This is a genomic window from Idiomarina zobellii (assembly GCF_900100855.1).
GTDB lineage: Bacteria > Pseudomonadota > Gammaproteobacteria > Enterobacterales > Alteromonadaceae > Idiomarina > Idiomarina zobellii.
Genome location: NZ_FNCB01000004.1, coordinates 54968 through 70016 on the forward strand (window position 1 = coordinate 54968; position 15049 = coordinate 70016).

Annotated in this window: 14 protein-coding genes; 9 read left to right on the forward strand and 5 right to left on the reverse strand. The window is 47.8% G+C overall.

Annotated elements, in window-relative coordinates:
• The first annotated feature begins 6 nt into the window (after window positions 1-6).
• Window positions 7-2499, forward strand: a complete 2493-nt coding sequence (locus BLT32_RS05605; protein WP_053953549.1) for a S9 family peptidase — start codon at window positions 7-9, stop codon at window positions 2497-2499.
• Window positions 2500-2509: 10 nt separating this feature from the next.
• Here BLT32_RS05605 and rrtA read toward each other — a convergent pair whose 3' ends face one another.
• Window positions 2510-3079: a rhombosortase gene (rrtA, locus tag BLT32_RS05610; protein ID WP_053953550.1), complete on the reverse strand. Its 570-nt coding sequence runs from the start codon at window positions 3077-3079 to the stop codon at window positions 2510-2512.
• Between the two features lie 77 nt (window positions 3080-3156).
• On the opposite strand from rrtA, the gene ggt reads away from it, so the two are divergent.
• Window positions 3157-4896: a gamma-glutamyltransferase gene (gene ggt / locus BLT32_RS05615; RefSeq protein WP_053953551.1), complete on the forward strand. Its 1740-nt coding sequence runs from the start codon at window positions 3157-3159 to the stop codon at window positions 4894-4896.
• Window position 4897: 1 nt separating this feature from the next.
• Complete coding sequence (locus tag BLT32_RS05620; protein ID WP_053953552.1) at window positions 4898-5341, forward strand: hypothetical protein; 444 nt, start codon at window positions 4898-4900, stop codon at window positions 5339-5341.
• A gap of 1 nt (window position 5342) precedes the next feature.
• On the opposite strand, the gene BLT32_RS05625 is transcribed toward BLT32_RS05620, so the two are convergent.
• Entirely contained in the window at window positions 5343-5711 is a 369-nt protein-coding gene (locus BLT32_RS05625; RefSeq protein ID WP_053953553.1) for a histidine triad nucleotide-binding protein, read from the reverse strand.
• A 61-nt stretch (window positions 5712-5772) separates the two neighbouring features.
• Window positions 5773-6084: a heat shock protein HspQ gene (gene hspQ / locus BLT32_RS05630; protein ID WP_053953554.1), complete on the reverse strand. Its 312-nt coding sequence runs from the start codon at window positions 6082-6084 to the stop codon at window positions 5773-5775.
• Window positions 6085-6181: 97 nt separating this feature from the next.
• On the opposite strand from hspQ, the gene BLT32_RS05635 reads away from it, so the two are divergent.
• Window positions 6182-6484, forward strand: a complete 303-nt coding sequence (locus BLT32_RS05635) for a PilZ domain-containing protein (protein ID WP_053953555.1) — start codon at window positions 6182-6184, stop codon at window positions 6482-6484.
• Window positions 6485-6497: 13 nt separating this feature from the next.
• Here the strand turns inward: BLT32_RS05635 and metG are convergent, their stop codons facing one another.
• The gene (gene metG, locus BLT32_RS05640) at window positions 6498-8534 is read right to left on the reverse strand and encodes a methionine--tRNA ligase (RefSeq protein WP_053953556.1); all 2037 of its coding nucleotides are present in this window, start codon (window positions 8532-8534) and stop codon (window positions 6498-6500) included.
• Window positions 8535-8642: 108 nt separating this feature from the next.
• Between metG and apbC the strand changes: the two genes are divergently transcribed.
• Both apbC and dcd read left to right on the forward strand, forming a co-directional pair.
• Window positions 8643-9626 (forward strand): iron-sulfur cluster carrier protein ApbC, encoded by a 984-nt coding sequence (gene apbC, locus BLT32_RS05645; protein WP_053953557.1) that lies wholly within the window; start codon window positions 8643-8645, stop codon window positions 9624-9626.
• Window positions 9627-9672: 46 nt separating this feature from the next.
• Window positions 9673-10260: a dCTP deaminase gene (gene dcd, locus BLT32_RS05650; RefSeq protein ID WP_053953558.1), complete on the forward strand. Its 588-nt coding sequence runs from the start codon at window positions 9673-9675 to the stop codon at window positions 10258-10260.
• On the opposite strand, the gene BLT32_RS05655 is transcribed toward dcd, so the two are convergent.
• Window positions 10257-11153 (reverse strand): gluconeogenesis factor YvcK family protein, encoded by an 897-nt coding sequence (locus BLT32_RS05655; RefSeq protein ID WP_053953559.1) that lies wholly within the window; start codon window positions 11151-11153, stop codon window positions 10257-10259. The two genes, dcd and BLT32_RS05655, sit on opposite strands and share 4 nt — an antisense overlap.
• Window positions 11154-11271: 118 nt before the next feature.
• Between BLT32_RS05655 and BLT32_RS05660 the strand changes: the two genes are divergently transcribed.
• The 3 genes from BLT32_RS05660 to BLT32_RS05670 all read left to right on the forward strand — a co-directional run bounded on the left by BLT32_RS05660 (window position 11272) and on the right by BLT32_RS05670 (window position 14999).
• Entirely contained in the window at window positions 11272-12705 is a 1434-nt protein-coding gene (locus BLT32_RS05660; RefSeq protein WP_053953560.1) for a protein adenylyltransferase SelO, read from the forward strand.
• Window positions 12706-12780: 75 nt separating this feature from the next.
• Window positions 12781-13302 (forward strand): DUF192 domain-containing protein, encoded by a 522-nt coding sequence (locus tag BLT32_RS05665; RefSeq protein WP_176764947.1) that lies wholly within the window; start codon window positions 12781-12783, stop codon window positions 13300-13302.
• A 23-nt stretch (window positions 13303-13325) separates the two neighbouring features.
• Window positions 13326-14999, forward strand: a complete 1674-nt coding sequence (locus BLT32_RS05670; RefSeq protein ID WP_053953561.1) for a M28 family metallopeptidase — start codon at window positions 13326-13328, stop codon at window positions 14997-14999.
• Window positions 15000-15049: the final 50 nt, after the last annotated feature.

Sequence of the window (15049 nt, forward strand, 5' to 3'; positions counted from 1 at the left end):
AACTAAATGGTTAAATCACGTCTAGTGATGGCAATAGGGGCGGCATTAATGGCCGCCTCTTGCGCATCTACAACCCCTGCAAATGAAAATACAAATAAAACCAATGCAACGGCGCCACAGGTACAGACTCTTAGTGCTGACCCGTTAGCTTCGGCACAAGGCACTGCGGAACTTACCATGGAACAGATTATGGCTGACCCGGACTGGATGGGGCGCTTCCCGGAAAATGCTTTTTGGAGCATGGACGGTGAGCATATTCTGTTTTATCAGAAGCGCGAAGGCAGTGATATTCGTGACCTGATGATTATCAATAATGCTGAAGGCGAAGCCTCCAAAGTGGCACTGTCGGACTATCACCTTTACGTGGCGGATGAAAAAGAGCAGTCAGTTGCTGGTAATTGGCTGGCCTACACTTTTGAGGGCAATGTGTTTGCCCGCTTTGGCGATGGCAGCGTTAAGCAATTGACCCGTGACGAAGCGCGCCAGCATAACTTACAAGCCATGACCGACGGTTCTTTAAGCTATCAGCAGGGCAATGACTTTTATGTGGTTGATGTTAACTCTGGTCTGACGCGTCAGGTTGCCTCCATTAAGTTTGAAGATGCGCCAAAAGCCAATGAAGAGCCAAAAGATTACTTAGCGAAAGAAGAACAACAGCTTATTCAGTACGTGCAAAAAGAGCGCAAAGCAGCGGAAGAGCGTTTTGAACGTCAACAGCAGCTGCAGTCTCAAAACGCAAGCTTAGCACCTAAGCCTTTCTATCTGGATAAGTCGAAGCAGTTAGTTCAGGCACGCTTATCACCTCGCGGCGATAAAATTGTTGCAGCGATTAGCGAACCCAACAAATGGCGTGAAGACGGCGATATTATGCCAAACTATATTAACGAAGACGGTCGTATATCCAGCGAACAGGTACGTCGCCGTGTTGCTGATGCGCAGCCGGATGAAGATCAGTTAGTGATTCTGGATTTGGAAAGCCACACCGACACGGCACTGACTTACAATACGTTACCGGGCTGGAATGAAGACGTTTTAGCTGACGTTAAGCGTGAAAACCACGAAGCGCGAGGCGAGGACTATGAGTCGGAAGAAAAACCACGTCCGATTCATTTGATGGCCGACTGGGGCTGGGAAAATGGCGCTATTCAATGGAATGACAACGGCACTGAGTTGGCGGTTATGCTGGAAGCCTGGGACAACAAAGATCGCTGGATTGCGACCGTAGATTTCGCTGGCAAAAAATTAGTGCCTCAGGATCGCCTGCACGATGATGCCTGGATTAACTATACCCATAACGAGTTTGGTTGGTTAAACGACAACAGCCTGTGGTTCATGTCTGAAGCCGATGGTTATTCGCATTTGTATGTGAAGCCGCTGAACGGTGACACTCAGCAGCTCACTGAAGGCAACTATGTTGTCGAAACCGCTGAGTTAAGCAACGACGCTGAGTACCTGTATTTTCAGGCGAACATTGAACATCCTGGCATTTACGAAGTGTATCGAGTAAAAACCGACGGTAGCGGTGAGCCAGAAGCCATGACGGATTTAGACGGTATGACCGCGTTTGAGCTGAGCCCGCAAGCAGACGAACTCATTCTGACGCATTCAACGCCGCTTATGCCACCAGAGCTTTATCATAAAGAGGCTAACGCCAGTGATGCGCCTGAACGGATGACGCATACGGTGTCAGAGAAGTTCCTTAGCATAGACTGGACGGCGCCGGATGTTGTCGGGGTAGAGTCGAGTCATGTGGACGAACCTATTTATACGCGTATTTACACGCCAGAAGGATTTGATGCTGAGCGAGCAGAAGAATATCCGGCAGTGGTGTTTATCCACGGTGCGGGTTATTTGCAAAATGCACACATGGGCTGGTCTGGTTATTTCCGTGAGTTTATGTTCCATAGCCTGCTGAACAAGCACGGCTACGTGGTTGCGGATCTTGATTACCGTGGCTCTAAAGGTTACGGCCGCGACTGGCGTACGGCTATTTATCGTCAAATGGGCACGCCGGAAGTAGAAGATTTAGTCGATGTGGCGAGCTATTTGGAAAGCAACCTGAATGTCGATGGTGACCGCCTTGGCACGTACGGTGGCTCCTATGGTGGCTTCTTAACCTTTATGGCGCTGTTTAAAGAACCGGGATTATTTGAAGCTGGCTCTGCATTGCGTCCGGTCACTGACTGGGCACACTACAATGTTGGTTATACATCGAACATTCTGAACTTGCCACAGGATGACACTATAGCCTATCGCCGCAGTTCGCCAATTTACTTCGCCGAAGGCTTAGAAGATGCGTTGCTTATCAATTCACCGATGATTGATGACAACGTATTTTTCCAGGACAGTGTACGGTTGGTACAGCGTTTAATCGAGCTGAAGAAAGAAGACTGGGAAACGGCTATTTACCCGGTTGAACCGCACGGTTTCCGTCAGCCGGAAAGCTGGCTGAACGAATACCGTCGTATTTTCAAACTGTTTGAGGAAAACCTAAAGTAAGCAACTCGGCTTAGTCTTTATGGGGAACGGCGTCGCTCAAACGGCGCCGTTCTAGTTTGTAAAGTAATAAGGCGGTTAATAATCCGGCTGCATGTATGTAGCTTACGTGCTGACCCACGAAATGATCTGGTTGCCACCCCAACAGTTCAACCACGACCTTGCCAATAAGCGCAATAAGAATAAGCCACATCCACTTTTTACCGGCTTTAATGTCCTTTATTAAACAATAGCCCAGGAGCCCGTGCAGAACGCCGGACAAACCGACAAAAATAATGGTAATAGGCAGTAACCACAAAATAAGAGACGTCGCTGCTGAACTTAATAGTAATGCGTTGACGAGCCAGCGCGTATTCCAGTATTCCCGCCAAATAACCACAATGAGCGTCAGGCCTGCAAGATTAAACAATGCATGAGTCCAGTTTAAATGAATAAAGTGGGTGGTAATTAGCGGCCAGCCTTGTGACATAACAGTTTCACTGTGAAAACTTAGCTGCTGATGCCACTGTGGCAACAGCTGTAAAACGCAGGAAATGCCTAAAACAAGAACAAGACCAACCCAGTACCGATTTAAATAGTGCATCTAGCGTCCTTTTCATTGCGTGCGCAAACTCAGCTTCGTATGATAGGGGAATTAAACATGAATATGAATGAGGTTATATGAAATATCGCATTACTACACTGGTTGCGGCAATGCTTGCCGTTAGCGCCTGTCAGCCGCAGCAACAAGAAGTGCGAGAGCCTGAAGCGGCGACCGGTTTTCAACAAAAACAGTCAGTAAAAGCCGATGAATTTATGGTGGCTGCGGCAAACCCTCATGCGGTTGATGCGGGTTATAACGTCTTAAAAGCCGGTGGCTCAGCAGTAGATGCGGCCATAGCCGTTCAGGCAATGCTGGGGCTGGTTGAACCGCAGTCGTCAGGTATTGGTGGCGGCGCCTTTATTTTATATTGGGACAATGAAGCAAAAAAACTGTACTCCATTGATGCTCGCGAAACGGCACCAATGGCTGCAACAGAAGAGCTGTTCTTAGATGAAAACGGTAATCCGCCGAAGTGGATAGATGCAGTCGTTGGTGGGCGCTCTGTTGGTACCCCAGGTATTTTGAGAGGGCTTGAGTTGGCCCATTCTAAGTGGGGCGAAAAAGAGTGGGGCAGTTTGTTTGACGACACTATTAAGCTGGCGGAACAAGGCTTTGAGGTATCTCCCCGACTTGCCAAACTGGTCGAGCTTGAAATTAACCCGGGTGTTAAGAAAATGCCGGCAGCCAGTGATTACTTTTTTCCAAACGGCAAGCCGCTAAAAGCAGGCCAACTTTTGAAAAATGAAGAATACGCCAATAGCCTCAGTTTGATAGCCTCGCAAGGCGTTGATGTCTTTTACGAAGGCGAAATTGCGAAAGACATTGTCGAAGCCGTACAAAATAGCCCAATTGAGCCGGGCGTTTTAGCCTTAGAAGACCTGGCAAATTACGAAGCGAAACTGCGTGAACCCGTATGTAGTGAATATCGGGTGTATCAGGTATGTGGTATGGGGCCGCCGAGCTCCGGTGGCATTACTACGCAGCAAACCTTAGGCATTCTGGAGAGCTTTGACATTGGTAATTTAGAGCCTAACAGTGAAGAGTTTGTTCATCTGTTTGCGCAGGCATCTAAGTTAGCTTTTGCGGACAGAAACCAATGGATAGCCGACAGCGACTTTGTCGATGTGCCGGTAGAGGCTATGTTAAATAAGAACTACTTAGCCAAACGAGCTGAGCTGATTAGCGATAAAGATTTAGGTAAAGCGCAACCCGGTACTGAGCTATTGCCGAAGTACCAGCAAGATATCGCTTATGAGCGGCCGAATACGAGTCATGTTTCTATTGTCGATGACGAGGGCAATGTGGTGTCAATGACCACCAGCATTGAAATGGGCTTCGGTTCTACCGTTATGGCGAGAGGCTTTTTACTGAATAACCAGTTAACTGACTTTTCATTAGCGCCAGATGACGGAGAGCACAAATACGCCAATAGAGTTGAACCGGGTAAACGGCCGCGCAGCTCTATGGCACCGGCTATTGTGCTTAATGAGAGCGGAGAACAGGTTCTTCATGCTATTGGCTCTCCCGGCGGCAGTCGCATTATTAACTATGTGACTCAAAGCCTGGTGGCACTTCTGGACTGGAACATGGATATTCAGGACGCTATAAACCTGGGGCATGTTACTAACCGGAATGACTATACCTCGCTTGAAAAAGGGCGGGATATCAGCCAATTAAAGAGTGCTCTTGAAAAACGCGGTCACAATGTCAAAGTGCTTGATTTAAATAGTGGCTTACATGGTATAACCCTAACTGACAGTGGCAAATTAATTGGAGCAGCTGACCCGCGCAGGGAAGGTGTCGCGAAAGGGGAATAAAATGAAAAAACTGTTAAGTGGTTTATTAATGGTCGGTGCTCTAATTGGGCTAAGTGGCTGTAGCGATGACGAGGCCGTTGATCTGAATACAGCAACGCCAACGGAGGTCATTCAGGGGTTTTATCAGGCCGTTTATGAAGAGAAAGATCTCGAAAAAGCCAAACGTTTTGCATCACCGCGAATGGTTGACCTTATCAGCCATTATGCGGCGGTAAGCTCAGTTCAACGCTATGTGCTTGGCCGCTATTACGACAAAGTAGAGTTGGAAGTGGTTAGTGATTCGCTGGGTGACTATTTAAATCACTCGGATGAACTCCGGGCAACTGTTTTGTTTGAGGGAGAGTATAAAGGCGAGTACAACAAGGACAGCCGCGATGTTGTACTCATCCAAAATGGGGACAGTTGGTTAGTCGACAGAATTCTCGACCCCAGATACCGTCCTTAAGTTATCCTTGCTTTAGGGTGTCTGTGTACGGAGGCCAGCCAAGAGGCTTACCTGCTAGCAAGTGCAGGTGAATATGATAAACGGTTTGGCCGCCGTGCTCATTGCAGTTCATGACTAAGCGGTACCCGTCTTTTGCAAAGCCATACTGAACGGCGAGCTTTGAAGCAACGACGTATAAGTGACCCACTAAATGGGCATTTTCTTCGTCAACGTCATTAACGGTCGCTATGGGCTCTTTCGGAATAATCAGCAAATGCACAGGCGCTTGCGGGTTAATGTCTTTAAACGCGAGTGCTTTTTCGTCTTCGTAAACAATATCCGCCGGAATTTCACGATTGATAATTTTAGAAAATATGGTTTCTTCTGCCATGCCCAATTCCTTGTATCTTAGTGTCACTCAATGGTAACCACAGCAGCTCTACGGGGCAACTTTAGTTAAGGTTTTCAGCAAGCTTATATTGACCATGAGACTTGCCACAGAAAACCAAATCAACCATTGGGTGTTGAATTTCCTGCTCAGATAAGTCCATTTCCAGGCTACTTTCGCTAACGTATGTTTGAATAGACGAGTTGTTCACCAGAATATGATACCAGGGCTGATTTTTTGATGGTTTCGTCGTCGCCATTTTGTCATACCAGCTGTCGGACAGGGTAAACTCCGGGTCGGCATCAATAATCACTCCGCGGTATCCATATATTGAATGAGTGACAAGTTGTCCTATTGAAAATTTGGCTTCAACCATGATGACGGTTCCTTGTTATCTAACAATGTTTTTTTATCGGCCAAAGCGTGCTAAAACTGAAGTGACATTTACACTTTAATAACAGTTGGAAAAACGCATGCTTGAGTCGAATGACAATCGAAACTTTATGCGAATGTCGATAAACGCAGATGCCAAGGTGACTTTTCATAAATCTGGTGAGACACAGTCTTTTAATGCGGTTTGTCTGGATTTAAGTGCAGAAGGGCTGTCGTTGAAAGTACCGGTGGAACTTGAGAAAGGGCAGCAGCTAACAGCGGAAGTTGTTTCAGCGGGTGGCGTGCCATCGTTAAAAGCAACCGCTGAAGTCGTTCACAGCCAAAGGCTGGAAGACAACAGCGGCGATTACATACTGGGTTGTCGAATTATCTCAATGGACTAATTTCGACCTTTAGTTACATGACTCGCATGCCTGGTTTTGCACCATCGTGAGGGTTCAGGATATAGATTTCATCCTTCCCGGGGCCTGCGGCTAACACCATACCTTCTGACATGCCGAAGCGCATTTTCCGTGGTGCCAGGTTGGCAACCATCACTGTGTGCTGACCAATCAGCTCTTCAGGCTTATAAGCCGATTTAATGCCCGCAAAAACCTGACGCTGCTCGCCGCCCAGGTCCAGCGTTAACTTAAGTAGCTTGTCTGCACCTTCAACATGTTCAGCGTTTGCAATGAGTGCCACACGCAGGTCAACTTTGGCAAACTCATCAAACGAAATTTCATCGGCGATAGGCTCTTTTTTTAATTCATCGTTTGCTACTGCCGGCTGCTCTGCCGTTTGTGGTTGCTGCTGTTTAGAATCTTCAATCATGGCGTCAATGTCTTTCATGTCAATGCGCTGCATTAGCGCTTTAAACTTGTTAATTGGGTGGTCAGTCAATGCGGTTTTGTGACTTTCCCAAGTGAAAGTGTCGTTCAGGAAGTGCTGAACGTCTGCTGACAGCTTCGGAAGCACCGGGGTCAGGTAAACCATAAGTACACGGAACAAGTTAATCCCTAATGAGCAAATTTCGTGAACTTCCTGCTCGGCACCTTCTTTTTTAATAAGCTGCCAGGGTTCTTTGTCCGCAATGTATTGGTTGGCGCGATCCGCCAGCGCCATTATGTCACGCATGGCTCGAGAAAATTCGCGCTTCTCGTACAGCTCAGCAATGTCTGCTCCTGCTGACTGGAAGTCTTCCAATAATGCTGAGTCAGCCACATTTGAGGACAATTTGCCGTCAAACTTTTTCTGAATAAAGCCGGCGCAACGACTGGCGATATTAATGACTTTACCCACTAAGTCAGAGTTTACGCGTTGCGCGAAGTCCGTCAGATTCAGGTCTAAATCATCGATACGGCTCGTGAGTTTGGCAGCAAAATAATAGCGCAAATACTCAGGATCTAAGTGATCCAGGTAGGTTCTTGCTTTTATAAAGGTACCTTTAGACTTCGACATTTTGGTGCCGTTAACGGTAATAAAACCGTGCGCCCATACATTAGTCGGTTGGCGGAAGTCCGCGCCTTTGAGCATGGCTGGCCAGAATAAGCTATGGAAATAGATAATGTCTTTGCCAATAAAGTGATACAGCTCTGCCTCGCTGTTGGCTTGCCAGTAAGTGTCCCAGTCAGCCTTGCCGGTAGTATCGCAGTAGTTTTTAAAGCTGCTCATGTAGCCAATTGGCGCATCCAGCCAAACGTAGAAATACTTGTTTTCGGTACCCGGAATTTTAAAGCCAAAATAGGGTGCGTCGCGGGAAATATCCCAACGCTGTAGGCCTTGCTCAAACCATTCATTAAGCTTATTGGCCATTTCGTTTTGCAACGAACCAGAGCGCGTCCAGCTTTTTAGCATGTCGCCAAACGCGGGTAAATCGAAGAAGTAATGTTCGGATTTACGCAGTTCGGGTTCTGCGCCAGAGACAACAGACTTCGGATTCTTTAAGTCTGTGGGGGCGTAAGTTGCGCCACAAACGTCACAGTTATCGCCGTATTGGTCTTCCGCACCACAGTCAGGGCAGTCCCCTTTAACAAAACGGTCGGGCAGAAACATTTCTTTTTGCGGGTCATACAACTGCTCGATAACTTCGGTTTTTATATGTCCTGCTTTGTCGAGACGGTTATAAATCGTTTCGGCCAGCTCTTTGTTTTCGTCACTGTGGGTGCTGTAGTAGTGGTCAAAGCCCACCAAAAAGTCGCTGAAGTCCGCTTCGTGTGAGCGCTGCATATCGCCTATCATTTGTTCCGGCGTAATACCCAGCTGCTGAGCTTTTAGCATAATGGGGGTGCCGTGTGCGTCATCGGCGCACATGAAATGGCATTCATGGCCTCTTAGCTTCTGGAAACGTACCCAGATATCGGCCTGAATGTAGCCCAACATGTGGCCTATATGAATAGGTCCGTTAGCGTATGGTAATGCATTGGTCACTAGAATTTTTCGTGCGGATTGGCTCATGCGAAATTATGCTTCCATATTCGTTAATTAATTTAAGTCAAACCCAAAGTTACTGTGACTCATGTTACCATAGGCTATGCTCGATACACAGCTACAACAGGACGTCCAATGGCAAATTTTTTCGACAAAATATTCCCGAACGGCATACCGAATGAGTGGGTAACAGGCTCTGGTAATACGCGAGTGCTGAATGTGCCTTTTGCTGCTGGTGAGCCGCTGTTAAAGTCGTTAAAAGAGCAAGACTCGCTGGCCGGGTTTGACTGGGAAATAAACAGCCAAGTTGAAAAGCTTAAAAACTCGCAGCCCGATTTTCCGTTAACGACCGGTAATGTCATTGTGGTGTCGTCGGGCAAAGGCGGCGTTGGTAAGTCGTCTGTTAGCGTGAATTTGGCGTTAGCACTCAGTCAACTCGGTGCCAAAGTGGGTTTGTTGGATGCGGACATTTACGGACCTTCAATTCCGACAATGTTGGGTAAGGGCGATAAAGAGCCGGAGCTAACCGCAAATAACAAGATGGTTCCCATGGAGCGCCATGGTATTTACGTGCATTCACTGGGTTATTTGGTGGATGAAAAAGACGCCACAATTTGGCGCGGACCAATGGCCAGTGGCGCCTTGCAGCAGCTATACAAAGACACCGCATGGCCTAACTTAGATTATCTAATTGTTGATATGCCTCCGGGTACCGGCGATATTCAATTAACCATGGCGCAGAAACTGCCGGTAACAGGCGCTATTGTGGTAACAACGCCTCAGTCGGTGGCATTGCGAGACGCCGAAAAAGGCATTGCTATGTTTAATAAACTGAACATTCCGATGATAGGCGTGCTGGAAAACATGAGTTATTATCAGTGTCCGAGCTGTGGGCATGAGGATCCTGTATTCGGGCAGGGCGGCGGACTCGCTATCGCCAAGGAAAATAAGCTGCCGGTGCTGGGACAGTGGCCGCTGTCGACAGAGCTACGCGACAGTCTTGATGGTAACGAACCATTGCTGTTAAAACAGCCAGAGCACAAGTTGAGTCAATTAATTCTGGAGTCAGCACAATATGTTGCTGCCAACCTCTATTATCAGCAGAAAAATTCGCTATAGTACGCGCTATAGAAAGGATAATGACAACAGTCACAGGTGAATAAGAATGCGCTTAACCGATACCGAAATAGAACAACATTTAGCGGAAGGAAAAATAGGGGTAACACCGGCGCCTAAGGCGACGGATATTTCAGGTGTTACTCTGGATATTCACCTCGGTAATGAGTTTCGGGTTTTGCAAGACCACGCAGCGCCGTTTATCGACATAAGCGGTTCGCGCGAGGCGATAGAAGCGGCTATTCATGAAGTGATGAGTGATGAAATCAAACTCAAAGATGGTCAGGCGTTTTTCATTCATCCGGGGGAATTTGCGTTAGCGGTAACTCATGAGTCTATTCAGCTGCCTGCGGACATGGTCGGTTGGCTTGATGGTCGTTCCTCATTGGCGCGCTTAGGATTAATGGTGCACGTTACGGCTCACCGCATTGATCCGGGTTGGTCAGGGCAGATTGTTCTTGAATTTTACAACAGCGGGAAACTGCCGTTGGCGTTGCGTCCTGGAATGAAAATTGGCGCCATCAGCTTCGAGCCGTTAGGGCAGGAATGTGCGCGCCCATATAATAAAAGGGACGACGCTAAATACAAAGATCAGCACGGCGCGGTTGCGTCACGCATTTCTGCCGACGGCGGTTAAGCGCTTTCCACCAGAAGCTGGTGTGTCGCCTGCTCTAAGGTATTCAGCAGGCTGTTGGTATTATGACGATAATGAACGTCAGTGTCGCTGGTAAGCCCACCAATAACAGGCACTGGCAGCCCTTTCTCTTTCTTGTTACTCAAAATAAGGTCGACAACTTGTTGGCCCAGTTCGTACTTCATAAACTCCAGCTTTTCTGCCAGTGACAACTCACCAGCAGGTCCATGCTCGTCGACCAGGTTATCAATAAATACGACCTTGGCTCGGGTGCTTTTCAGCGCATCACAAATACCCGGAACTAATAAGGGCGGCATGACAGACGTCATAAAGCTGCCCGGACCTATAAGAATAAGTTGACTGTTCTTAATATGGCGAACGGCCTCAGGAGTTGCTTCGACCTGACCAGAAAGCTCCAGCTTGTGAGGCATGCTGGGCAGTTTGTCGATATGAATTTCACCGTGACATTGAATGCCGTCACTGGTGGTTGCGATAAGATCCGTGGGGCATTCCGACATAGGAAGAATGCGGTTGTCGACATTAAGCAGTCGGCTTAAAAGCTGAATGCCATCGAGCGGGCGCGCGCTTAACTGATCCAGTGTATAGAGCAGTAAGTTACCTAAATTATGGCCTTTTAGCGCCGAATCCGAGTCAAAACGATAGTTAAGAACTTCGGCAGCCAACGGCTGCTCAACCAGTTGCGACAGACAGTTACGAATATCGCCCCAGGCGATGCAGTGCTGGGAAGCTCTTAAAAGACCAGTTGCACCGCCGTTATCGGTTGTAGCCACAACACCAACCAGCTTATGCTTCATGAACGACAACGTCGAAAGTACACGACCCAGACCGTGTCCGCCACCAATCGCGGTGATACATCTTAGTGATTGCAGTTGCATGTGGCTCCTTTATCTGCCAAGGCCGTGCTGTTTGTGTCTTTTAGCGCACCTTAGCCGATTTTTTGTTAGTTATGCAAGCCTCGTCGACTGTGTAACAATAGATGTCGCAGGAGGACGTATGCCACTAATTTTCGATAATCAGTTTGCTAATAAGTTCCCGGAACTTTGTCACGCACAAAAAATACAACCTGATGGTCAGGCAAAATTGCGATGGGTCAATGACACTTTGTGGAAGTCACTCAGTCATGACTCTCCTCCGAAAGAACTGGCGGACTGGATTGCCGGCAACCGCGACTGGCTGGGTACTGAGCCGGTAGCACAGAAATACGCAGGGCATCAGTTCGGGCATTTTAATCCATACTTAGGTGATGGTCGCGGTTTGTTGGTGGGTCAGGTAAAAACGGCTAACGAGCGTTATGATCTGCACGTAAAAGGTGCGGGGCCAACACCTTACAGTCGAGGTGGTGATGGCCGTGCGGTGCTGCGCTCATCTATTCGTGAGCTGTTAGCCAGTGAGGCGTTTCAAGCACTGGGTATTCCAACGACACGTGCGTTGGCCTTGGTATCGACAGAAGGGCGAATTCAACGGGAAACGATAGAGCCAGGAGCAATGCTGGTTCGAGTGGCCCGCACACACATTCGCTTTGGTCATTTTGAACACTGTTTGTACCGAAACTTAGAAGACAGTGCTAAGCGACTCTGGCAGCACAGCATTGAAGAACTCTGGCCTAGTACGGCGGACAAAACTGTATCTGAACAATTCCGCTATGTCGTTAACGCGACGGCTGAGATGATAGCAAAATGGCAGGCGTACGGTTTTGTGCATGGAGTTATGAATACAGACAATATGAGCCTGGCCGGAGAAACCTTCGACTATGGTCCCTATGCCTTTTTCGACGCCTATAAGCCTAACCATATTTTTAATCATACTGATCACGCCGGTCGGTACGGCTTTATGCAACAGCCCGGTGTGGGTTTATGGAACTTAAAAAGACTTGCTCATGCGTTGGGTTTATTTGCCGGTGACGCGCCTGTTGATGACGTATTGGACGACTATGAACCGGTGTTAAGGCAAGAATTCCTAAAGGTTATGAAGCAACGGCTTGGGTTAACTCATGTCGATGATGATGAAACTTGTTGGTCGCTAATTAGTGGCTGGCTGATGCTTCTGGAAACTTATCAGCTCGATTACAACCTAAGTTACAGGGCGTTGGGCGCGCTGTTCAATAAAAATTCGCAAGCGCTGAATGGCCCGTTAGAAAAAACAGCGACAGAAATAAAAAGTAAGGGACAGAGCTGGTTGAGTGATTACAGCAAGGCAGTTGCCAATAAGCCTGACACGGCAACAATGAAGCAAGTGAATCCGCTGGTGATTTTACGCACTCATCATGCGCAATATGTTATTGAGCAGGCTGAACAGGGCGACGATAAACCGCTGACTGATTATGTCAGCGCACTGATGACACCCTTTGATGAAACCCATAATAATACTCGCTGGGTATTACCACCAGAGCCGGGCCAAGCGCCGGCTGAGCTGTCATGCTCCAGTTAATGAGCATTGCGGTTAGTGCCGGGATAGGACAAAATCAGTCATAACTAAGACTTACTATAAGAAAGGAAGCCGATAATGGGACTAATAAAGGGGTGTTTGCTGGTATCTGCCGCTATGCTTTCAATGAGTGCAGCAGCCCAGCAATGGTCTGTACCGGCACCGCAAGAGTTCGAAAAAACAACGATATGTATGGAAGGCGTTGATTCACCTCTGTCGGTTGAACTGGCTGATACTCAGCCTCAACAAGCCCGGGGCCTTATGCAGCGAGAGTCACTGGGTGAGTACGAAGGCATGTGGTTTCGCTATAATCATGAGCGCCCTGGGTACAGTGGTTTTTGGATGTATCAGACCTTAATTCCGCTGGATATCGCTTACCTCAATAAACACGGGGAAATTGTTAAGACATTCACGATGCGCCCTTGCCGGAGTACCGATCCGAGCCAGTGTAAAAGCTACTCACCGGGTAAACCTTACTGGAGCGTTTTGGAAGTGAACGCGGGGTTCTTTTCAGAGCATGATGTTCGACTGGGCGATAAAGTGTCTTTAGCGAGCGAGAATGGTTCGTGCATAACGAACAATAAAAACGAACAAAAATAACGATATAACAAAAAGGAGATGAAATGAAATACGCACTAGCAGGCCTAATTGGGCTTACCGTATTAACCGGCTGCGGTCCGGCAAGCGAAGAAGCGAAGCCGACTGAGAAGGCTGCCGCCGATATTAAAGATTCCGCGTTTAACCCAAATTATAAAAACTACTTAAAAACGTTGGCGTCGGACGAATTTGAGGGACGTGCGCCCGCGTCAGAAGGTGGAGAGAAAGCGGTTAGCTTTATTGAAAACCATTTCCGTGAGTGGGGCTTAAAGCCGTATGACGAAGAAAATAACTCATACCGTCAACCGTTGCCTTTGGTGAAGTTAATGCCTTACAAAGTCAGTTCGTTGAGCTTTTCGGGTGAGTCAGCGCCGGAGTCGATGGAGTATCGTACTGAGATGATGGCGTGGACACCACGAGTTGTTGAAGAAGTTAATCTAAACGACAGCGATGTAGTCTTTGTGGGTTACGGTATTGTGGCGCCAGAGTATGACTGGAATGACTACGAAGGTCTGGACGTCGAAGGAAAGACGGTTGTTATGTTCGTCAATGATCCGGGTTACGCAACGGGCGATCCGGAGCTTTTCAACGGTAATGCAATGACGTACTACGGTCGCTGGACGTACAAATATGAAGAAGCGGCTCGCCAAGGCGCAAAAGCAGCCTTTGTTATTCACGAAACAGGCCCTGCCGGCTATGGCTGGGGTGTCGTTGCTGGAGGCTCACCAGTGAAATTCGACTTGAAGCGTGACAACAAAAACATGGATCGCGCTGCTGTTGAAGGCTGGATTACTGAGAAAAGTGCCAACGCACTATTTGCCTCTGTGGGTAAAAGTCTGGAGGAGATGAAAGAGCAGGCAGTAAGTGGTGAGTTCAAGCCTCAGTCGCTTGATATTCAGGCCGCAATGACCATCAATAACAAGTACGAATACTTAGATACCAATAACGTTATTGGCTATATCGAAGGCACTAAGTATCCGGAAGAGCACGTTATTTATATGGCTCACCATGACCATTTAGGTATGGATCCGGTACGCGAAGACGACCCTATCTACAATGGGGCTCAAGATAATGCCTCGGGTACTGCAGCCTTGATGGCCATGGCTGAAGAGTTCTCAAAACAACCGCGTCCTGAGCGTTCTATTGTCTTTGCTGCGGTAGGCGCAGAAGAAAGCGGCCTGCTGGGCTCGGCCTGGTATGCAAATAATCCGCTGTTACCTCTGGGTAAAGCTGTTGGCGGAATTAATATGGACGTAATGAATGTCTATGGCCCTATGAAAGACATGGTGGTTGTCGGTTATGGTAATTCAAATATGGATGACTACTTGAAACTTTACGTTGAGGCCCAAGATAGATATATAGCACCTGAGCCAACACCAGAAAAAGGCTTTTTCTACCGTTCAGATCACTTCAATCTGGCGAAGAAAGGTGTACCAATGCTGTATGCAAAAGGCGGTAATGATCACTTTACGAAGGGTCGTGAGTGGGGCGAAGAGCAACGAGCTATTTTCAACCGCGATGCTTACCATAAGCCTGCTGACGAGTTTGATGAAAACTGGGATTTACGAGGCGTACAGCAAGACATGTCGCTATTTTATGCGGTAGGTGAAGAGTTAGCGAACTCTCGCGAGTGGCCTAAATGGGCACCAGGTAATGAGTTTGAAGCTGCCCGTAAAGCGACACAAGATATGCGCAAGTAAAACCTTAGATAACTTGGCTGGAACAGATATTCTGTCTTGTTGTCTTAACT